Raw genomic sequence first — 20,401 nt, forward strand, 5'->3', positions numbered from 1 at the left:
TGACCAGTGGTTTGCCTTTTAGTGTCAACATTTCATGACAGGTATCTTCTTGCTAACGGCTAACTGAGTTATCATCCTTCCAACTCTATGAGGTCCTTCAGCCTGGCTGAGGGTCATATAGGCCGTTTACCGTAAAATAAGGTCACCTGCATGCGTCTGGAAGTCTTTTGTCAGGACCGCCTTGGTCTCACTCGTGAACTGCTCGATCTGTTAGTGCTGCGCGGCATTGATTTGCGCGGTATCGAAATTGATCCGATTGGGCGTATTTACCTTAATTTTTCATCCCTTGATTTTGAATCCTTCAGCAGCCTGATGGCTGAAATCCGCCGCATTCCTGACGTCACGGACGTGCGTAAGGTGCCGTGGATGCCTTCTGAGCGCGAACATCGTGCGTTGAGCGCATTGCTTGAAGCGCTGCCGGAGCCGGTGCTGTCGCTGGATATGCGTAGTAAAGTTGAGCTGGCTAACCCGGCAAGCTGCACGCTGTTCGGGCAGAGCGAAGACCGCCTTCGTAACCATAATGCGGGCACGCTGATTAGCGGTTTTAACTTCACCCGCTGGCTGGAGAGCGAACCGCACGACTCGCATACCGAGCATGTGGTGATCCACGGGCAAAACTTCCTGCTGGAGATCACCCCGGTTCACCTGGACGGCGAAGATAAGCAGCCGCTGCTGGTTGGTGCGGTTGTTATGCTGCGTTCTACGGTGCGCATGGGGCGTCAGTTGCAAAACCTCTCCAGCAGCGATTTCAGCGCCTTTGACCAGATTGTTGCCGTCAGTCAGAAAATGCGTCACGTAGTTGAGCAGGCCCGCAAACTGGCGCTGCTGAATGCGCCATTATTGATTGTGGGTGATACCGGCACAGGTAAAGATCTTCTGGCGAATGCCTGCCACCTGAGCAGCCCGCGGGCGCAGAAGCCTTATCTGGCGCTTAACTGCGGTTCTATTCCCGATGACGTTATCGAAAGCGAGCTGTTTGGCCATGCCGCCGGTGCCTATGCCAACGCCGTCGAAGGCAAAAAAGGCTTCTTCGAGCAGGCTAACGGCGGCTCGGTTCTGCTGGATGAAATCGGCGAAATGTCGCCGCGCATGCAAACCAAGCTGCTGCGCTTCCTGAACGACGGGACTTTCCGTCGCGTAGGCGAAGAGCATGAGGTGCATGTCGACGTTCGCGTAATTTGTGCGACGCAGAAAAATCTGGTGGAGCTGGTGCAGAAAGGTGAGTTCCGCGAGGATCTTTATTACCGCCTGAACGTGCTGACCCTTAACCTGCCGCCGCTGCGCGATCGTCCGCAGGACATCATGCCGCTGACCGAACTGTTCGTGGCGCGCTTTGCCGACGAACAGGGCGTGCCACGGCCTAAGCTGTCTCACGATTTAAGCAGCGTGCTGACCCGCTACGGCTGGCCGGGTAACGTTCGCCAGCTCAAAAACGCTATTTATCGTGCTTTAACCCAGCTGGAAGGCTACGAGCTTCGTCCGCAGGACATCCTGCTGCCGGACTTTGACGCGGCCAGCCTGGCTGTGGGGGAAGAAGCGATGGAAGGATCGCTGGATGATATTACCAGCCGCTTTGAGCGCTCGGTATTAACGCAGCTTTACCGGAGTTATCCAAGTACCCGTAAGCTGGCAAAACGGCTGGGAGTTTCCCATACCGCGATTGCCAACAAGCTGCGCGAATACGGTCTGAGCCAGAAGAAAAGCGAAGAGTAAAAATAAAAAACCCCGGAGATCCGGGGTTTTCTTTTGATACAGGCCCTGAGTCTTAAGCCTTCAGCACTTCCAGTGCCGCAGCGTAGTCCGGCTCGGTGGTGATTTCATTCACCAGCTCGCTGAACACCACTTCATCGTTCTCATTGATAACCACTACCGCACGTGCGGTCAGGCCTTTCAGCGCGCCTTCGGCAATGCTGACGCCGTAAGCCTGCTGGAACTCAGGGTTACGCAGGGTCGACAGGGTAACGACGTTGTTCAACCCTTCAGCCCCGCAGAAACGGGACTGAGCGAACGGCAGGTCGGCAGAGATACACAGCACAACGGTGTTATCCAGCTCGGTTGCCAGTTGGTTAAATTTACGCACGGATGCGGCACACACGCCGGTATCGATGCTTGGGAAAATATTCAGCACTTTACGTTTGCCGGCGAACTGGCTCAGCGCAACGTCAGAAAGATCTTTAGCGACCAGGGTGAATGCAGTGGCTTTGCTGCCGGTCTGTGGGATCTGACCTGCAACCTTGACCGGGTTGCCCTGGAAATGAACGGTTTGTGACATGTTTAATCTTCCTTTTACATAAAATTAACGCCCGGGACAGTGTATTCCAGGAAATCCGTGATGAACATAAAAAACTGAAAGTGCACGTAAAAGCCTGGGCTCGCTATACTCAGGCGATAACCCCAGGGGAGGATGACGATGAGAACAGTGAAAGTTTACCAGGAAGCATGGCCGCTCCATACGCCATTTGTGATATCGAGGGGAACGCGCAGCGAAGCGGTTGTCGTGGTGGTTGAGCTGGAAGAGGACGGTGTGAAAGGCGTCGGCGAATGCACGCCATACCCGCGCTATGGTGAAAGCGATGCTTCGGTTCTGGCTCAGGTAACAACGGTACTTTCACTGCTTGAACGCGGTATGACGCGCGCTGAATTGCAGCAGGCTCTGCCGCCGGGGGCGGCGCGCAATGCAATCGACAGCGCGCTGTGGGACTTAGAAGCCCGGATGAAACATACCAGCGTATCAGCCCTGAATTCGGTTGAATTACCTGAAATGGTGACCACGGCTCAAACGGTCACGATTGCCGCCCCGGAACAAATGGCTGCATCTGCTGCTTTGTTATGGGAGAAAGGCGCCCGCCTGCTTAAGGTCAAACTTGACGATCGTCTTATTACCGAGCGTATGGTTGCCATCAGGGCGGCGGTACCCGAAGCTATTTTGATTGTGGATGCCAACGAGTCCTGGCGCAGCGATGGCCTGGCCGCGCGCTGCCAGCTGCTGGCAGACCTCAACGTGGCGATGCTGGAACAGCCGCTTCCGGCGGGGGACGACGGCGCCCTGGCCAATTTTATCCACCCGCTACCGATTTGCGCCGACGAAAGTTGCCACACGCGTAGCAGCCTGCCTGCGCTTGCCGGGCGTTACGAAATGGTGAACGTTAAGCTCGATAAAACCGGCGGCCTGACGGAGGCGTTGCTGCTGGCTAAGGCCGCGCGGGAACAGGGATTTGACGTCATGCTCGGCTGTATGCTTTGCACGTCACGGGCGATTGCTGCCGCGTTACCGCTGGCGGCCAGAGTACGTTTTGCCGATCTGGATGGCCCCACCTGGCTTGCCGTAGACGTGGAGCCATCGCTGCATTTTGAAACCGGAAAACTCTACCCTTGAGCTTACCTGTGCCAGTGCAAAAGATCGGTCATTGCGCGCAGGTAGCGCTCGCTGGCTTCATCCGCTGAGATCGGCGGAAATTCAGCCGTGATACAGGGCAGGCCCAGGTCGGCGCACCAGCTGCCGAACGACCCCGGCGTTTCATACCCGACGGTGGTCACCAGCGGGAGCGCAAACGCCTCGGCCAGCCAGTGCCCCAGGGCTGAACTGTGGGGATCTTCAATGCAGCCCAGCGGATCGTGAAAAGAGACAACCCACGCGGGCTGCAGCTGATGGATAAGCTGGCACAGCGCGGTAGTTTCTGGTTCAGATCCCGGCGTCTGGCCGGTAGACAACACCACGTCACGTTTATCCGCGCTGCTGTTCCAGCGGTAAACCGTGTCACCCGCTTTCCAGTTGGCGGCCGGGAAGTTGCGGTTCAGGTCGACGCCGTGCGCATTTGCACGCAGGCCAAGCTGGCAGCCGTCCGGATTCACCGCCAGCACCACATGATGCCGCCTGAACTGCGGTTCGAGCGTCCTTAAAGCGCAGGAAAGCGCCACCATCGCGGCGTTCTCATCGCCGTGTGTGCCGGCAATGATTAGCCCGCTGCGCTCTTCCGTTTTTATTGCCGGAAAATAGAGCAGCGGCGCGCCTAATGCTGATTTTCCGTAGCGTTCACAGCCCGGCGGCAAATGGCCGCGCTGGGGGCGAGGGCGGGTCACAGGCATGATGTTCCTCTCACTGAATAAGACGGCTATGAACGTCATTAATAGCAATCTTTTAGGGAAAACTCACCTTAATCCGCAGATGTGAGCTTTTTCCTGGAATCAAAAGAATAAATTACGCTACAGTAACTTACACAAATCTCCTGAATGCAAAAACACGGAAGGAAAGCGATGAAAAAAAGCCTCAGTTTTAGCTGTTGTGCGTTGGCCGTTGCCGCCATGCTGCAAAGCGCCTGGGCGGCGGATGTGCCTGCAGGGACAAAGCTTGCAAGCAGTCAGGAGTTGGTCAGACATATTAAAGACGAGCCCGCGAGTCTGGACCCGATCAAAGCGGTCGGCCTGCCGGAAATTCAGGTTATTCGCGATCTTTTTGAAGGGCTGGTTAACCAAAACGAAAAAGGCGAGCTGGTCCCTGGCGTGGCGACCAAATGGCAAAGCAACGACAATCGCGTCTGGACGTTTACATTGCGGGATAACGCCCGCTGGTCCGACGGCTCACCGGTCACGGCGCAGGACTTTGTTTACAGCTGGCAGCGCCTGGTTGACCCGAAAAATACCTCTTCCTTTGCCTGGTTCGCCGCGCTCGCGGGTATCACCAACGCCCAGGCCATTATCGACGGAAAAATGCCTGCCGATAAGCTCGGCGTAACGGCCGTGGATGCCAAAACATTGCGCGTTCAGCTTGATAAACCCGTGCCGTTCTTCCCAGGCCTGGCGGCAAACTTTGCCTTCTATCCAACGCCTAAAGCGGTCGTTGAAAAATTAGGTAATGAGTGGACGAAACCCGGCAACCTCGTGGGCAACGGCGCATTTACGCTGCAGGACCGCGTGGTGAACGAGAAGCTGGTTGTGGTGCCGAATAAAAATTATTGGGATAACGGGAAAACGGTGCTGACCAAAGTGACCTTTATTCCTATTAACCAGGAGTCGGCGGCAACCAAGCGTTATCTGGCCGGCGATATCGACATCACCGAGTCTTTCCCGAAAAACCTCTATCAGAAGCTGCTGAAAGACATTCCGGGGCAGGTCTACACGCCGCCGCAGCTTGGCACCTATTATTACGCGTTTAATACGCAAAAAGGGCCGACAGCGGACCCACGAGTGCGCCTTGCATTAAGCATGACTATCGATCGCCGCCTTATGGCAGACAAAGTTCTGGGCACGGGAGAAAAACCGGCCTGGCGTTTTACGCCTGACGTCACCGCTGGCTTCGAGCCGGACTCTTCATCGTTTGAAGAGATGAGCCAACAGGAGCTTAACGCTCAGGCGAAAATGCTGCTGCGGGCCGCAGGCTACGGCGATGCCAAACCGTTGAAGCTGACCCTGCTGTACAACACGTCCGAAAACCACCAGAAAATAGCGATTGCCGTTGCCTCAATGTGGAAGAAAAATCTGGGCGTTGACGTGAAGCTGCAAAACCAGGAATGGAAAACGTACATCGATAGCCGCAATACCGGTAACTTCGACGTGATTCGTGCCTCATGGGTGGGGGACTACAATGAACCTTCGACCTTCCTGTCGCTGTTAACCTCGACCCACAGCGGCAATATTTCACGCTTTAACTCCCCGGCATACGACAAGCTGCTGTCCCAGGCGGCGCTGGAAACCACCGATAAAGCGCGCAATACGGATTACAACGCAGCGGAAAAAATCATTCAGGAAAAAGCGCCTATTGCGCCTATCTACCAGTACACCAATGGTCGCCTGATTAAACCCTGGCTGAAAGGTTACCCGATTAACAACCCGGAAGACGTGGCTTACAGCCGGACGATGTACATTATCAAGCATTAGTGCTGGCTAAAATTTGTGCGGTAAAAGTGTTATTATAGTCACCTCAGACATAGCGATTGCGGAGGTGACTAAATGGCATCAGGTTGGGCCAATGACGACGCCGTTCAGGAGCAAATCGACAGCACCGTGGACGACGCCGTTGCCAGAGCGCGCAGTGAGTTGCCGAAAGGCGAAAGTTTGTTGTACTGCGAGGAGTGCGGGGAACGCATTCCAGACGCGCGGCGCAGGGCGATTCAGGGTGTGCGGCTGTGCATCCGCTGCCAGCAGGCGGAGGATGTGCACCGGGCCACGTTCTCAGGTTATAACCGCCGCGGCTCGAAAGACAGCCAGCTACGTTAGCAAAAACCGGGCAATAGCCCGGTTTTTTTTCGCCTGCCATTAAGGTTTATTTACGCTTTTCTCTGCAATTTCAGCGCGTTTGATAACTTCTTGCGGTTGCCTTCGTATCAGAGATGGCTAGACTGACAGAAAGAACTGACTCAGCTTGAGGATTGCGCAGTGGATGTAATTAAAGGCAGCGAGCTGCACGTGCCGGACGCGGTATTTGCCTGGCAACTGGACGGGAAGGGCGGCGTAAAGCCCATCGACAGCAACGAAATCATCGACAGCGAGCATCCCTGCTGGCTGCATCTCAATTACACCAACGCCGACAGCGCGGACTGGCTGGCAAACACGCCGCTGTTGCCCAACTATGTCAGAGACGCATTAGCCGGTGAGAGCATGCGTCCACGCGTTTCTCGTGTCGGTGACGGCACGCTGATTACCCTGCGCTGCATCAACGGCAGTAGCGACGAACGTCCGGACCAATTGGTGGCCGTGCGGCTTTACATCGATGAACGGCTCATTGTTTCAACCCGCAGGCGGCAGGTGCTGGCGCTGGACGATGTGGTTAACGATCTGAATGAAGGCACCGGCCCGACCGACTGCGGCAGCTGGCTGGTGGATGCCTGTGATGCGCTCACCGATCACGCCAGTGAATTTATCGAGCAAATGCACGACAAAATCATCGACCTGGAAGACAATTTGCTCGACCAGCAGGTTCCGCCTCGCGGCGCGCTGGCGCTGCTGCGTAAGCAACTGATCGTAATGCGTCGCTACATGTCTCCGCAGCGGGATGTTTACGCGCGACTGTCCAGCGAGCGGCTTAGCTGGATGAACGACGATCAGCGCCGCCGTATGCAGGACATTGCCGACAGGCTGGGCAGGGGGCTGGACGAAATCGACTCCTGCATCGCCCGCACGGGTGTGATGACCGATGAGATCTCCCAGGTGATGCAAGAATCCTTAAACCGCCGGACTTACACCATGTCGCTGATGGCCATGGTATTTTTACCCAGCACGTTTTTAACCGGGCTGTTTGGCGTTAACCTTGGGGGCATTCCCGGGGGCGGCTGGGCGTTTGGCTTTGCGCTGTTCTGCATTATGTTGGTGGTTTTGATCGGCGGTGTTGCCTGGTGGTTACATCGCAGTAGATGGCTGTAAAATCGCATCATTTTAATGGGATCAACCGCTGAAAACGGCGCTGTTCTTGAGCAAAATCAAGAAACCAAATGCCGCATAGGGGCAAACTCTCTCTCGCAGGTGAATGCAACGTCAAGCGATGGGCGTTGCGCTCCATATTGTCTTACTTCCTTTTTTTAGAATTACTGCATAGCACAATTGATTCGTACAATGCCGACTTTAAGAGTCGGCTTTTTTTTGTCCGTCATTTGTGGACTACGCTTTAAAGGGCGAATTCACCCACGCAGGAGATGACGATGCTGTATCGCAACAGCCTGATGATGAGCGACCCGGCTTTTCCCACCGAACCCGTGCCGGTACCTGACCCGATCCCTAAACCGCAGCCCATTCCAGACCCGCCGACCGACCCGGACCCGAGGCCAATCATCGACCCACCGGCGCATCACTGAAGTTTTCCCTCTCCGGGCGGAGAGGGAAGTAAGATTATTTGATTTCCAGAATATCCAGACGCTGCAGAGCGGCGTCCGCGCCGTCTTCTTCCGGCTGCCAGCCAACCGGCTGCATCGGAATGTCTTCACGATCGAACGCCAGATCGCCGCCGTTCACGACTTCTGAACCGTGAGTAATATTGGCGAAATCAAACAGTTCGGTATCGCACATGTGTGACGGCACCACGTTCTGCATCGCCGTAAACATGGTTTCGATGCGCCCCGGATAGCGTTTATCCCAGTCGCGCAGCATATCGGCAATCACCTGGCGCTGCAGGTTTGGCTGCGAGCCGCACAGGTTACACGGAATAATCGGATATTCGCGGGCAATCGCAAAACGCTCAATGTCTTTCTCGCGGCAGTAGGCCAGCGGGCGAATAACGATGTGTTTGCCGTCGTCGCTCATCAGCTTCGGTGGCATACCCTTCATCTTGCCGCCATAGAACATATTCAGGAACAGCGTCTGCAGAATATCGTCGCGATGGTGGCCCAGCGCGATTTTGGTACAGCCCAATTCGGTCGCGGTGCGATACAGAATGCCGCGGCGCAGGCGCGAGCACAGAGAGCAGGTGGTTTTGCCTTCCGGGATCTTCTCTTTAACGATACCGTAGGTGTTCTCTTCTACAATCTTGTATTCAACGCCGATGCTGTCCAGATAAGCCGGCAGAATATGCTCAGGGAAGCCCGGCTGTTTCTGGTCGAGGTTGACCGCCACGAGGCTAAAGCTGATTGGCGCGCTCTGCTGAAGGTTGCGCAGAATCTCCAGCATGGTGTAGCTGTCTTTGCCGCCGGAAAGGCAAACCATAATGCGGTCGCCGTCTTCAATCATGTTGTAATCGGCAATTGCTTCACCCACGTTGCGACGCAGGCGTTTCTGTAACTTGTTCAGGTTGTACTGTTCTTTTTGAGTGGTCATGAAAGTCTCGGGCTCTGAATCCAACACGCACAGCGTGTCATGCTGGCGTGTATGGTACGGATTGCGGCGGCGAATGCCAGCAGGATTTACGGACATGCCACACCCATCGACTATGCTTTACTGGGTTAAACGCAATTCATAGCGACGAGGAGTGAGGTTTATGACCTTCGTAAAGACGAAAGATGGCGTCAACATCTTCTATAAAGACTGGGGGCCGAAAGAGGCTCAGCCGATTGTTTTTCATCACGGTTGGCCGTTAAGCGCCGATGACTGGGATAACCAGATGCTGTTTTTCTTAGGCGAAGGCTTCCGGGTTATCGCGTTCGACCGTCGCGGGCACGGCCGTTCAGACCAGGTCAGTGAAGGGCATGATATGGATCATTATGCTGCGGATGCCTCGGCGGTAGCGGAACATCTGGATCTGAAAAATGCCGTGCACGTGGGGCACTCAACCGGCGGTGGGCAGGTAGCTCGCTATGTGGCCAAATACGGGCAGCCTCAGGGGCGCGTGGCGAAAGCCGTTTTAGTCAGTGCAGTTCCGCCGCTGATGGTGAAAACGGCGAACAATCCGGGCGGAACGCCGCTCGACGTTTTCGACGGCTTCCGTAAAGCGCTGGCGGCAAACCGGGCGCAGTTTTACCTTGATGTCGCCTCTGGCCCGTTCTACGGCTTTAACCGCCAGGGGGCAGAAGTCGCCGAGGGCAGCATCCGGAACTGGTGGCGGCAGGGCATGACCGGCAGCGCAAAAGCGCACTATGACGGTATTAAAGCGTTTTCAGAAACCGATCAGACCGACGATCTGAAAGCCATCACCGTTCCCGTCTTAGTGCTGCAGGGCGATGACGATCAGATTGTGCCTTATAAAAATGCTGCCATTCTGCAGGACAAGCTGCTCAGCAACGGCACGCTGCATATCTATCCCGGCTATCCTCACGGAATGCATACCACGCATGCCGATACCATCAATGCGGATATCCTGAAATTTATCCGCAGCTAATAGCCTGTTGTCAGGGGAGGCGAAAGGCCCCCCTTATTTATTTGCCTGCTTATATAGCCGATGACAAAGACGATAATGCCGCCATCGCCGATTCGGTGTCTTTATGAGCCACGAAAATATGGTCGTGGTAATAACCTGCCACCACGTTACAGCTGATGCCTTTATTTGCCAGCGCGCGTGAAAACGCGGCGGTAAGGCCCACGGCGGCGAGGGACGAGTGAATTTTCAGGGTTACCCAACTGGCGACATAGTCGTAGCTAACGGCATGTTTATCCGCCAGATCCTGCGGCAGAACCAGCGTCACGCCCTCAGCCTCGCGAACGGTCACAATGGCGGCATCTTTTATTTCCGCAGAAGGTGAGGCTAAAGTGCAAAAGACATATTTCCCGGGATTAAGCTCGGGAGCGGCATTGCTCAGCAGGATTTCAAGGTTATTTTCGCCAGACATGTATCGGTCTCCTTCAGGTGATTGAAGACGGATTAAATAGCGTTTGAACGATAAATAAAAATTAAAAAATATGCTTATGGATTAGTACATCTAATGAAAAGGCGGTGCGCCCTTTATGCACCGCCCTGGCTTATTTATTTCCCGCTCAGCATCTGCCAGAGAAACTCTTCTATCATCGCCTGATGAGACGCCGTCTGGCTATTTTCCGGCGCGCTGCCGTGGCCCGCATCGGTTTCCTCATACAGCCAGACATTGTCGTGCCCTTGCTGCTGCATACGCGCCACCATCCTGCGGGCGTGCGCCGGGCTGACTCTGTCATCCTGAGTGCCGGTGGTAAACAGCGTGGGGGGATAATCCACGTCGGCGGACACCTTGTCGAACGGCGAGTAGCGCAGCAGCCACTCTCGCTCTTCGGCAACTTCCGGGTCGCCATATTCGGCAATCCATGAAGCGCCTGCCAGCCAGTTGTGGTAGTTCAGCATATCCAGAAGCGGGACTTCGCACACCAGCGCGCCGAAGAGCGTGGGATAGTCGGTGAGCATATTGCCAATCAGCAGGCCGCCGTTGCTGCCGCCCTGGGCCGCAAGCCTGGCGGGGCTGGTGATTTTGCGCGCCACCAGGTCGGCTGCGACGGCAGTGAAATCTTCCCAGGCTCGGTGGCGGTGCTGTTTGAGCGCGGCCTGGTGCCACGCCGGGCCATATTCACCGCCGCCGCGAATATTAGCGACAACGTAGACGCCGCCTTTTTGCAGCCACGTCACGCCTTTCGAACCGAGGTAATGAGGCGTTAAAGAGACCTCAAACCCGCCGTAACCGTACAGCAGCGTTGGGTTATCACCGGAAAGCGTTAGCGCTTTGGCTGAGACCTGGAAGTAGGGAATACGCGTGCCGTCCTCAGACAGGGCGAAGTGCTGAGTCACGCTAAATTCCGCTGCGTCAAAGCAGGTCGGATCCTGTTTGACGAGGCCGAGCGTATCGTTGTCCAGATCGCCATAGCTCAGGCTATTCGGCTGTAAAAAACCGTGGCTGACCAGCCGGTAGCGATTGCTTTCGTCATCAATACCGCCGGCGGAGACATTGGTAAAATCAGGCAGCTCCAGCGTTTTCACGCAGTGGCGTTGCCCGTTTTCGATTTTTATAAAATCGACTTTTTCGACAGCATCCTGGCTCAGGTTAAGCAGGAGGTAATCACGGGTCGAGCCGTAGCCTTGCAGCGTGGTGCGGGAGTTGGGCGTGAAGAGTGGAATGAAATTGCGCTCACCTCGCTGAAAATCAGCTAAATCAATAGCCAGCAGGGCACCTGCGGGCCAGGTTGTCTCAGCTATTGTCCAGTCGGAGGTTAGCGTGACCAGCAGCCAGTCTTTAAAAAATCCGCAGGAGGCATCCTCCGGGACGGCGATAAGCGTCAGCGTGTCCTGCCCGGTCAATAGCCAGGTCTGCCCGCGGTAGAAGTCTTTGCTGCAGTGCACCAGATCGCGCTCAAAACCGGGGGTATCGTCATGCCAGGCTGAAACGGCCATATCCGTAGCTTCGCCAGCGTAAATCAGCGCGGCATCCTGCGGCGATGTGCCACGAACCCAGCGGTAAGCGCAGCGTGGATAGCCGGAGGTGGTGAGCGTGTCGTCACCCGCGTCCAGCGCCAGCAGCAGGGTATTTTCATCCACCCAGCTTGCCGAGCTTTTGCTTTCCGGCAGGAAAAAACCGTCGCGAATAAACGTTTTATTCACCAGATCGAATTCACGTATTTCACAGGCATCGCCGCCGCTGGATAAAAAGATCAGCGCCCGCGAGTAGCCAGGATGAAGCAGATCTGCGCCGTGGTAGCTCCAGTTCGCGTCTTCGTCTTCATTCAGGCGATCGATATCCAGCACCGTTTCCCATTCCGGCGTGGCCGTCAGATAAGAGGCTTCAGACGTCCGGCGCCAGATGCCCCGAGGATGCTCGTCATCCTGCCAGAAGTTATAGACCTTTTCGCGGTAATGGCTTCCCCAGGGAATGTTGGTTTTATCGTCAAGCGACCGCAGAATGGCGCCCCGCATCTGTTGAAAACGTTCTCCTTTGGCGAACCTGTCCGTGGTGCGCTGGTTTTGTTTTTCCACCCAGCTTAGCGCCGCGGCATCTTCCGGGGTTTCGAGCTGGTTAAGCAAATCCTGAATCTCTGGCTGTGTCATCACGCATCCTTTTGTTGGGTAACGGGCCTGCTGTTGACCATATCACTATGCTCTTTTTCATTACACCTTAAGGCTTTTATGGATTCTGTCTGCGGGCTAGAGTTTTTTCGTTTGCAAAACAAATGGCTTAGCAAAAGTGCGTGTTTTCTTGCTTGAAGTGTCTTTTTTACCTGATACTGTATATATAAACAGTATTTGCATTGGCGGTATCATGAACCTTCTCAAACCTGCGGCGCATTGCCCTGACTCTTCTTTACCTCTTTTTGGCGACCTGGTGCAGTGCGGGTTTCCGTCACCGGCTCAGGACTATGTTGAGCAGCGTATCGATCTCAATAAGCTGCTGGTGCGCAATCCCGGCGCGACCTACTTCGTGAAGGCGGCGGGGGACTCGATGGTGGAAGGGGGAATCGGCGAAGGAGATTTGCTTATCGTTGACAGCTCAAGAACGGCGTCGCAGGGCGATATTGTGATTGCGGCCATTGACGGTGCCTTCACCGTGAAGCGCCTGCAGCTTCGCCCGACGGTGATGCTGTTGCCGATGAACAGCGCCTGGTCCCCGATTCCCGTGACCGATGACGTCCCGCTCGATATCTTTGGCGTCGTCACTTTTATCATCAAAGCGGCGAGCTAGATATGTTTGCGCTGGTGGATGTGAACAGCTTTTACGCCTCGTGTGAAACGGCCTTTCGCCCCGATCTCGCGGGAAAGCCGATTGTCGTTTTGTCTAATAACGACGGATGTGTGATCTCGCGCTCCGCCGAAGCCAAGCCCTTTGTGAAAATGGGCGAACCCTTTTTTAAGCAGAAAGAGTCGCTCAGACGGCAGGGCGTGCTGACGTTTAGCAGCAACTACGAGCTGTATGCTGACATGAGCCAACGGGTGATGGGCGTGCTCGAAGAGCTATTGCCCAGGGTTGAGGTTTACTCCATTGACGAAGCATTTTGCGATTTAACGGGCGTCAGCAATTGCTGCAACCTGAAGGCGTTTGGGCTGTCTGTCCGCGCGGCGATTCTCCAGCGCACTCGCCTGACGGTGGGGGTCGGCATTGCGCCGACAAAAACGCTGGCCAAGCTGGCTAACCACGCCGCAAAAACGTGGCAGGAAAAGACCGGTGGCGTGGTGGATTTATCTCGCCCTGAGCACCAGCGCTGGCTTATGGCAAAGCTTGCCGTGGGCGAGGTCTGGGGCGTGGGTCGGCGAATGTCGAAAAAGCTCGAAGGCATGGGCATAAACACGGTTTTGCAGCTTGCCGATGCGGACATCCGTTTTATTCGCCGGCACTTCAGCGTGGTGCTGGAAAGAACGGTGCGCGAGCTGCGCGGCGAGTCATGCCTTGAAATGGGGGAATTTGCGTCTGCTAAGCAGGAAATCATCTGCAGTCGCTCGTTTGGGGAACGTATTACCGAGTTTGAAGATATGCGTCAGGCCGTCAGCAGCTATGCAAGCAGAGCGGCGGAAAAGCTGCGTGCCGAACACCAGTATTGCCGGGTTATCTCCGCCTTTGTGAAGAGCAGCCCGTTTGCGACAAATGAGCCTTATTACGGCAACTGTTCATCCGTTTCGTTGCTTATCCCAACGCAGGACAGCCGGGATATTATCCAGGCCGCGATGCAGAGTCTGGAAGCTATCTGGCAGGAAGGGCATCGCTACCAGAAAGCGGGCGTCATGCTGGGGGATTTCTTCAGCCAGGGCGTGGCGCAGTTCGATCTCTTCGACAGCAGCGTGCCGCGGCTTAACGGCGAAAAGCTGATGACCGTTCTGGATCGCCTGAATAAAGAACAGGGCAAAGGAACACTCTATTTTGCCGGGCAGGGAATACAGCAGCCGTGGGCGATGAAGCGTGAAATGCTGTCGCCGCGCTATACCACGCGTTATGCTGATCTGCCCGTGGCGCGAGTTTGCTGATTTTCGCATGGCAGTGAGATAGTCACTCTGCGGAACTTTTTTTTACCCGGTCTGTCAATATCACAGCTTGAGTTATTGGAGAGTGTTACGAAGTGAAAGGATTTTTGACGGCATTAATACTGATTGCCAGCTTCCTGATTGGCTGCGCGATGTACTACAAAGTGGGTTGTTGGTTTGAGGATGACATCATCAATTTCTATGCCGGGGACGAAGGGTAAAGACCAGGGTAACAACGCAATGTGCCCGCATTATTACCCGGCGGCTTAGCCTTTAAAGACCGAAAACTTTTTGGTCACAGGCTTGAGCTTCTCGGTTTCACCGTAGAGCGCAATGCCCACGAAGTCGAGATCGGCGAAGGGCGTTTCGAGCGTATCTTTGATTTGTTGTTCGGAAGAGTGCGAAAGCATTGTGGTGGTGAAGAAGTTATACAGCACGCCTTCTTCCCGGCATTTCTCAAGCGCCGTCGCCAGCTGGCTGCTGTTCTTAGACTGAAGCACCACCACCGGATAATGGTTCATATAAGCACTGAAGCCGCTTTCCTGGTTGGGATAATCATGAAATTTAGGCTCATCCGCTTTGAGCATAATACCGCCGCAAAGGTGGCCCACGGCATTCATTTGCACGCTGACGTCGGCGGTGCGGTTCACGATGACATAAAGCTTATAGTCATTATCTTCGAACATTCTGGCTCCTTATCTGCCATTAAGCGCGTCCTCTGATTTAGCTTAGGACGCAAAGCCAAAGCATAGTAATCATTTTTTTATCTGGCTTCCTGTTTACGATCAATCTTTAAGCCGCGTTTTATCTGCTAGCTGGAATTCTCTCTTACGGAAAAACGGCACCTTATCGAAAGGGGCCGTTTATTATTGTTTAGCCCGCTAACGCAGCAAAATTGATAAACTCACGCCTGAATCACGCGAATCTGCTAGCATACGCGCCTGCCCGTTATTATTAAGAGATGACCATTGTGACCGCTTTTTCCGCACTGAACGCTTTACCTGAAGCACAACTCGCCAACCTTAGCGAACTGGGGTATCACGAAATGACGCCCGTTCAGGAAGCGGCCTTGCCCGCCATTCTGGCCGGAAAAGACGTCCGTGCGCAGGCAAAAACCGGCAGCGGCAAAACGGCTGCTTTCGGCCTTGGCCTGCTGCAGCACATTGATGCCAGTCAGTTTTTAACCCAGTCGCTGGTGCTGTGCCCGACGCGTGAGCTGGCCGACCAGGTTGCTAAAGAGCTGCGTCGCCTGGCACGCTACATGCCAAATATTAAAATCCTGACCCTGTGCGGCGGCCAGCCGTTCGGCGTACAGCGCGACTCGCTGCAGCATGCGCCGCACATTATCGTTGCCACGCCAGGCCGCCTGCTGGATCACCTGAAAAAAGAAACGGTGAAGCTGAATGCCCTGCAAACGCTGGTGCTGGACGAAGCCGACCGTATGCTGGATATGGGCTTTGCCGACGCTATCGACGAGGTTATCGCCCACGCGCCGGTAAAACGCCAGACCCTGCTTTTCTCCGCCACGTGGCCAACAGCCATTGCTGCGATCAGCGGCCGGGTTCAGCGCGACCCGCAAACTATCGAAATTGATACCGTCGATGAACTTCCGTCCGTAGAGCAGCAGTTTTATGAAGTTTCGCGCGGCGGCAAGATTGGCCTGCTGCTGGCGCTGCTGAGCAAACATCAGCCCGCGTCCTGCGTAGTGTTTTGTAATACCAAAAAAGATTGCCAGGCCGTTTGTGATGCGCTGAATGAACGCCACCAAAGCGCGTTAGCGCTGCATGGTGATATGGAACAGCGTGACCGTGACCAGACGCTGGTGCGTTTTGCTAACGGCAGCAGCCGCGTGCTGGTGGCGACCGACGTTGCCGCTCGTGGGCTGGACATTAAAGCTCTGGAAATGGTCATTAACTACGAGCTGTCGTGGGATCCGGAAGTGCACGTCCACCGCATTGGTCGTACCGCGCGAGCGGGGCAAAGCGGGCTGGCTATTAGCTTCTGTGCGCCGGAAGAGGCGCAGCGTGCGAGCGTGCTGGCAGAGATGCTGAATCTTTCGCTGAAATGGCAGCAGGTGCCGTCCGGCGTCTCCGTGAAGCCGCTGGAAGCAGAAATGGCGACGCTGTGCATTGACGGCGGCAAGAAAGCCAAAATGCGTCCGGGCGATATTCTGGGCGCGTTAACCGGGGATATGGGGCTGGAAGGGGCGGACATCGGTAAAATCGACGTCCACCCAATCCATGTTTACGTTGCGGTGCGCCAGTCCGTGGCGCGTCACGCGTGGAAGCAGCTGCAACAAGGGAAGATTAAGGGCAAGTCGGTGAAGGTTCGCCTGCTGAAGTAAACGAATTTTCCCCTCATCCTGACCGTTTCCCCACCATCATTCCCCCTCTCCCCACGGGGGAGAGGGGATAAAAAGAACGCCAATCTATGTTTTCCCCCTCTCCCTTCCAGGGAGAGGGCCGGGGTGAGGGGCATTCCCCCCGATTACTCGCTAACCTTCTCCGCTTTACCCGCCAGCTGTGCCAGGAAATCATACCGCTTCTGCAAATCTGCCGCAGCGTCTTTCCAGAGCTGCTCGGCGACTTCCGGCTGCTGGGCATTCAGGCGACGGAAACGCTGCTCTTTCATCAACGTATCGGCCAGCGCATCGGACGGTGGACGGGAGTCCAGCGCCAGCGGCAGCTTGCCTTCGTCCGCACGGCGCGGGTCAAAGCGGTAGAGCGGCCAGAAGCCGGTGGCGGTCAGCTGACGCATCTGGTCATGGCTCAGCGCCAGATCGTAACCGTGCTCTTCGCAAGGACTGTAGGCGATGATCAACGACGGGCCAGGATAGGCTTCCGCTTCCTGAATCGCCTTCATCGTCTGGTTAAGCTGTGCGCCCAGCGAAATCTGCGCCACATACACGTGGCCGTACATCATCATGCTGACGCCCAGGTCTTTACGCGCCTTGCGCTTGCCGTGCTCGCCGAACTTGGTAACCGCGCCCAGCGGCGTAGCCTTAGAGGCCTGGCCCCCGGTGTTGGAATAACACTGCGTATCCAGCACCAGAATATTGACGTTCTCGGTCAGGCTCAGCACGTGGTCGAGGCCGCCAAAGCCGATGTCGTAAGCCCAGCCGTCGCCGCCAATCAGCCAGATGGATTTCTCCACCAGCGCGTCGGCGTCGGTGACCAGCTGACGAGCATCCGCATCGTCTACGTTAGCCAGATGCTTGCGCAGCTCAGCAACCTGTTCGCGGCGAACTTCCGGTGTGGCTTCGGCGTGAAGCTGCTCGTTAAGCTCAGCCGGGAGTTTATCGGCAAACTGCCCCAGCAGGCGCATGACGCGGGCGCGGTGCTGATCCACCGTCAGGCGGAAGCCCAGGCCAAACTCGGCGTTATCCTCAAACAGCGAGTTTGCCCATGCAGGCCCGCGGCCGTTGGCGTCGGTGGTGTACGGCGTGGACGGCAGGTTACCGCCGTAAATAGACGAGCAGCCGGTAGCGTTCGCGATAAGCATACGGTCGCCGAACAGCTGGGTCAGAATTTTAATATACGGCGTTTCACCGCAGCCGGAGCAGGCGCCAGAGTACTCAAACAGCGGCGTTAACAGCTGAGAAGTACGAATGTCGATGCGCTCCAGGCTGGCACGATCGATTTCCGGCAGCGCGAGGAAGAAGTCATAGTTTTCTTTCTCTTCTTCAACATGCTCAAGGCGGGACATCATATTGATGGCCTTGATTTCCGGGTTCTGACGGTCTTTTGCCGGGCAAACTTCCACGCACAGGTTACAGCCGGTGCAGTCTTCCGGGGCCACCTGCAGCACATATTTCTGGCCGCGCATATCGCGGGACTTCACGTCCAGAGACTGCAGGGCTTCCGGGGCGCCATCCATTGCCTCCGGCTGAACCACTTTGGCACGAATAGCCGAGTGCGGGCAGGCCGCCACGCAGTGGTTGCACTGGGTACAGATATCCGGCTTCCAGATAGGGATTTCTTCGGCAATGTTGCGTTTTTCCCACTGGGTAGTGCCCATCGGCCAGGTGCCGTCAGGCGGCAGCGCGGAAACCGGCAGGGCATCGCCAAGCCCGGCGAGCATGGCGGCGGTGACGGTTTTCACAAAGTCAGGGGCGGCGTCGGATACCACTGGAGGGCGCATCGCGCTTTCCGGGTTAACCGCCAGCAGAGGTACTTCGGCCAGGGAATCACGAGCCAGCGCCAGCGCCTGCCAGTTACGCTCGACGATTTCTGTCCCTTTGCTGCTGTAACTTTTGGCAATCGCGCCCTGCAGCTCCGCCAGCGCGGTGTCGCCCGGCAGGATCTGCGTCAGGTGGAAGAACGCCATCTGCATCACGGTGTTGATGCGGGCGCCCAGATGGCATTCACGGGCGATTTTCGCCGCGTTAATGACGTACAGTCTGGCCTGTTTCTGGTTGAGTACTGCCTGAACTTCCTGCGGCAGGCGGCTCCAGACTTCGTCGGCGGCGTAAGGCGTGTTCAGCAGGAAAATACCGCCGGGCTTCAGGCGCTCGGCCATCTGGTACTTGTCGATAAACTGCAGCTGGTGACAGCCGACGAAATCGGCTTTCTCAATCAGGTAGGTAGAGTTGATTGGCTGTTCGCTGACGCGCAGATGCGAAACCGTCAGGCCACCGGCCTTTTTGGAGTCATAAACGAAGTAGCCCTGGGTAAACCACGGCGTGGAGTTCCCGATAATTTTGATGTTGTTCTTGGTGGCCGAGACGCTGCCGTCGCTGCCCAGACCATAAAACAGCGCTTCCAGTTTGGCGCGGTTAGGCAGGGTGTTTTCCGGTAACGGCAGCGAAAGGTTGGTTACATCGTCGTAAATTCCGACGGTGAAGCGCGGGCGTGGTTTGGCTTCGCTCAACTCGTTAAAGATAGCCAGCACGCATTCCGGGCCGAACTCTTTAGACGACAGCCCATAGCGGCCGCCGATGACGCGAGGCAGCGTTTCACGGTCGCCGCGGCTCACGGCTTCGGCAAGCGCGGTCATCACGTCGAGATACAGCGGTTCAGCGAGGGCGCCTGGCTCTTTGGTTCGGTCAAGCACCGCCACCTGGCGCGCGGTTTGCGGCAGAACCGCCAGCAAATGTTCGGCGGAGAAGGGGCGGTACAGGCGAACCTTCAGTACGCCGACTTTCTCGCCCCGGGTCAGAAGCTCATCCACGACCTCTTCGCAGGTGCCGACGGCGGAGCCCATCACGATAATCACGCGTTCGGCTTCAGGATGGCCGTAATATTCGAACGGACGGTAGCTGCGGCCTGTCGTCGCAGCAAAGTCGTTCATCGCCTGTTCAACGTGAGCATAAACCGCGTTGTGCCAGGGGTTGGTCGCTTCACGAGACTGGAAATAGGTATCCGGGTTAGCCGAGGTCCCGCGAATCACCGGATGTTCCGGGTTCAGGGCACGAGCGCGATGCTCGTCGATCTCTTTTTGCGGCAGCAGGCTGCGGAGGGTGTCATCCGCCAGCGGCACGATTTTGTTAATTTCGTGCGAGGTGCGGAAGCCGTCGAAGAAGTGAATAAACGGCACGCGGCTTTTCAGGGTCGCAATGTGCGAAATCAGCGCGAAGTCTTGAGCTTCCTGGACGCTGCTGGCGCACAGCATCGCACAGCCGGTCTGACGCACGGCCATCACGTCCGAGTGGTCGCCAAAAATGGACAGCGCGTGGGTTGCCACGGTACGCGCGGCAACGTGGAGAACAAAAGGCGTCAGCTGGCCAGCAAGCTTGTACAGCGTCGGGATCATCAGCAGTAAACCCTGCGACGAGGTAAACGACGTGGAAAGCGCGCCGGTTTGTAGCGCCCCGTGCACCGCCCCGATCGCGCCGGCTTCCGACTGCATCTCGACTACGCGAGGCGTATCACCCCAGACGTTTTTTCTGCCGTCGCCGGACCAGGCATCGGCCTGTTCGGCCATCGTTGAGCTGGGGGTAATAGGATAGATGGCAATTACTTCGCTGGCACGAAACGCCACGGAGGCGACTGCACCGTTGCCGTCGATAGTGATCATAAGACACCCTTACATTGCGCAAAATAAAGGGACCCGCCTGCCTGCCTTGAGTCCCGTAATAACCCCCAATTATAGTACGTCCATCTATCTGCTTGAAGTTGCTGAGCCTCCGAGTGCACAAATTGATCC

17 protein-coding genes are annotated in these 20,401 nt (G+C 56.1%); 10 read left to right on the forward strand and 7 right to left on the reverse strand.

From position 1 onward, the window contains the following. Positions 1-150 precede the first annotated feature (150 nt). Positions 151-1,713 carry a transcriptional regulator TyrR gene (gene tyrR / locus JT31_RS00280; protein ID WP_038472010.1) on the forward strand — a complete coding sequence of 521 codons (1,563 nt, stop codon included), beginning with the start codon at positions 151-153 and terminating at the stop codon, positions 1,711-1,713. Between the two features lie 52 nt (positions 1,714-1,765). On the opposite strand, the gene tpx is transcribed toward tyrR, so the two are convergent. Beyond that, positions 1,766-2,272 (reverse strand): thiol peroxidase, encoded by a 507-nt coding sequence (gene tpx, locus JT31_RS00285; RefSeq protein WP_038472012.1) that lies wholly within the window; start codon positions 2,270-2,272, stop codon positions 1,766-1,768. Positions 2,273-2,410: 138 nt separating this feature from the next. Here tpx and ycjG point away from each other — a divergent pair, with 138 nt between their 5' ends. Continuing rightward, a complete protein-coding gene (gene ycjG, locus JT31_RS00290; protein WP_038472015.1) occupies positions 2,411-3,376 on the forward strand; it encodes an L-Ala-D/L-Glu epimerase in 966 nt (321 codons plus the stop codon). A gap of 2 nt (positions 3,377-3,378) precedes the next feature. Here ycjG and mpaA read toward each other — a convergent pair whose 3' ends face one another. Further along, positions 3,379-4,086 (reverse strand): murein tripeptide amidase MpaA, encoded by a 708-nt coding sequence (mpaA, locus tag JT31_RS00295; protein WP_038472018.1) that lies wholly within the window; start codon positions 4,084-4,086, stop codon positions 3,379-3,381. A 168-nt stretch (positions 4,087-4,254) separates the two neighbouring features. On the opposite strand from mpaA, the gene JT31_RS00300 reads away from it, so the two are divergent. The 4 genes from JT31_RS00300 (at position 4,255) to JT31_RS23925 (ending at position 7,784) form a co-directional block, all read left to right on the forward strand. Beyond that, positions 4,255-5,874, forward strand: a complete 1,620-nt coding sequence (locus JT31_RS00300; protein WP_038472021.1) for a peptide ABC transporter substrate-binding protein — start codon at positions 4,255-4,257, stop codon at positions 5,872-5,874. A 72-nt stretch (positions 5,875-5,946) separates the two neighbouring features. Further along, positions 5,947-6,213 carry a DksA/TraR family C4-type zinc finger protein gene (locus tag JT31_RS00305; RefSeq protein ID WP_038472024.1) on the forward strand — a complete coding sequence of 89 codons (267 nt, stop codon included), beginning with the start codon at positions 5,947-5,949 and terminating at the stop codon, positions 6,211-6,213. A gap of 159 nt (positions 6,214-6,372) precedes the next feature. Continuing rightward, the gene (zntB, locus tag JT31_RS00310) at positions 6,373-7,356 is read left to right on the forward strand and encodes a zinc transporter ZntB (protein ID WP_038472028.1); all 984 of its coding nucleotides are present in this window, start codon (positions 6,373-6,375) and stop codon (positions 7,354-7,356) included. Between the two features lie 275 nt (positions 7,357-7,631). Then, positions 7,632-7,784 (forward strand): hypothetical protein, encoded by a 153-nt coding sequence (locus JT31_RS23925; protein ID WP_167549830.1) that lies wholly within the window; start codon positions 7,632-7,634, stop codon positions 7,782-7,784. Positions 7,785-7,818: 34 nt separating this feature from the next. On the opposite strand, the gene ttcA is transcribed toward JT31_RS23925, so the two are convergent. Next, positions 7,819-8,739 (reverse strand): tRNA 2-thiocytidine(32) synthetase TtcA, encoded by a 921-nt coding sequence (ttcA, locus tag JT31_RS00315; protein WP_038482561.1) that lies wholly within the window; start codon positions 8,737-8,739, stop codon positions 7,819-7,821. Between the two features lie 160 nt (positions 8,740-8,899). Here ttcA and JT31_RS00320 point away from each other — a divergent pair, with 160 nt between their 5' ends. Beyond that, positions 8,900-9,736: an alpha/beta fold hydrolase gene (locus JT31_RS00320; protein ID WP_038472031.1), complete on the forward strand. Its 837-nt coding sequence runs from the start codon at positions 8,900-8,902 to the stop codon at positions 9,734-9,736. Between the two features lie 49 nt (positions 9,737-9,785). Here the strand turns inward: JT31_RS00320 and JT31_RS00325 are convergent, their stop codons facing one another. Both JT31_RS00325 and JT31_RS00330 read right to left on the reverse strand, forming a co-directional pair. Beyond that, entirely contained in the window at positions 9,786-10,184 is a 399-nt protein-coding gene (locus JT31_RS00325; protein WP_038472034.1) for an ACT domain-containing protein, read from the reverse strand. Positions 10,185-10,318: 134 nt separating this feature from the next. Further along, positions 10,319-12,355, reverse strand: a complete 2,037-nt coding sequence (locus JT31_RS00330; RefSeq protein ID WP_038472037.1) for a prolyl oligopeptidase family serine peptidase — start codon at positions 12,353-12,355, stop codon at positions 10,319-10,321. 211 nt (positions 12,356-12,566) lie between these two features. On the opposite strand from JT31_RS00330, the gene umuD reads away from it, so the two are divergent. Together umuD and umuC are read left to right on the forward strand one after the other, a co-directional pair. Continuing rightward, positions 12,567-12,986, forward strand: a complete 420-nt coding sequence (gene umuD, locus JT31_RS00335; RefSeq protein ID WP_038482564.1) for a translesion error-prone DNA polymerase V autoproteolytic subunit — start codon at positions 12,567-12,569, stop codon at positions 12,984-12,986. 2 nt (positions 12,987-12,988) lie between these two features. Further along, a complete protein-coding gene (gene umuC, locus JT31_RS00340) occupies positions 12,989-14,260 on the forward strand; it encodes a translesion error-prone DNA polymerase V subunit UmuC (RefSeq protein WP_038472040.1) in 1,272 nt (423 codons plus the stop codon). Positions 14,261-14,523: 263 nt separating this feature from the next. Here umuC and JT31_RS00345 read toward each other — a convergent pair whose 3' ends face one another. Beyond that, the gene (locus tag JT31_RS00345) at positions 14,524-14,943 is read right to left on the reverse strand and encodes a DUF2000 family protein (RefSeq protein ID WP_038472043.1); all 420 of its coding nucleotides are present in this window, start codon (positions 14,941-14,943) and stop codon (positions 14,524-14,526) included. 284 nt (positions 14,944-15,227) lie between these two features. Between JT31_RS00345 and dbpA the strand changes: the two genes are divergently transcribed. Then, the gene (gene dbpA / locus JT31_RS00350; RefSeq protein WP_038482566.1) at positions 15,228-16,601 is read left to right on the forward strand and encodes an ATP-dependent RNA helicase DbpA; all 1,374 of its coding nucleotides are present in this window, start codon (positions 15,228-15,230) and stop codon (positions 16,599-16,601) included. 143 nt (positions 16,602-16,744) lie between these two features. Here dbpA and nifJ read toward each other — a convergent pair whose 3' ends face one another. Further along, positions 16,745-20,272 carry a pyruvate:ferredoxin (flavodoxin) oxidoreductase gene (gene nifJ / locus JT31_RS00355; RefSeq protein ID WP_038472046.1) on the reverse strand — a complete coding sequence of 1,176 codons (3,528 nt, stop codon included), beginning with the start codon at positions 20,270-20,272 and terminating at the stop codon, positions 16,745-16,747. Positions 20,273-20,401: the final 129 nt, after the last annotated feature.

This window comes from Cedecea neteri, from assembly GCF_000757825.1.
GTDB lineage: Bacteria > Pseudomonadota > Gammaproteobacteria > Enterobacterales > Enterobacteriaceae > Cedecea > Cedecea selenatireducens.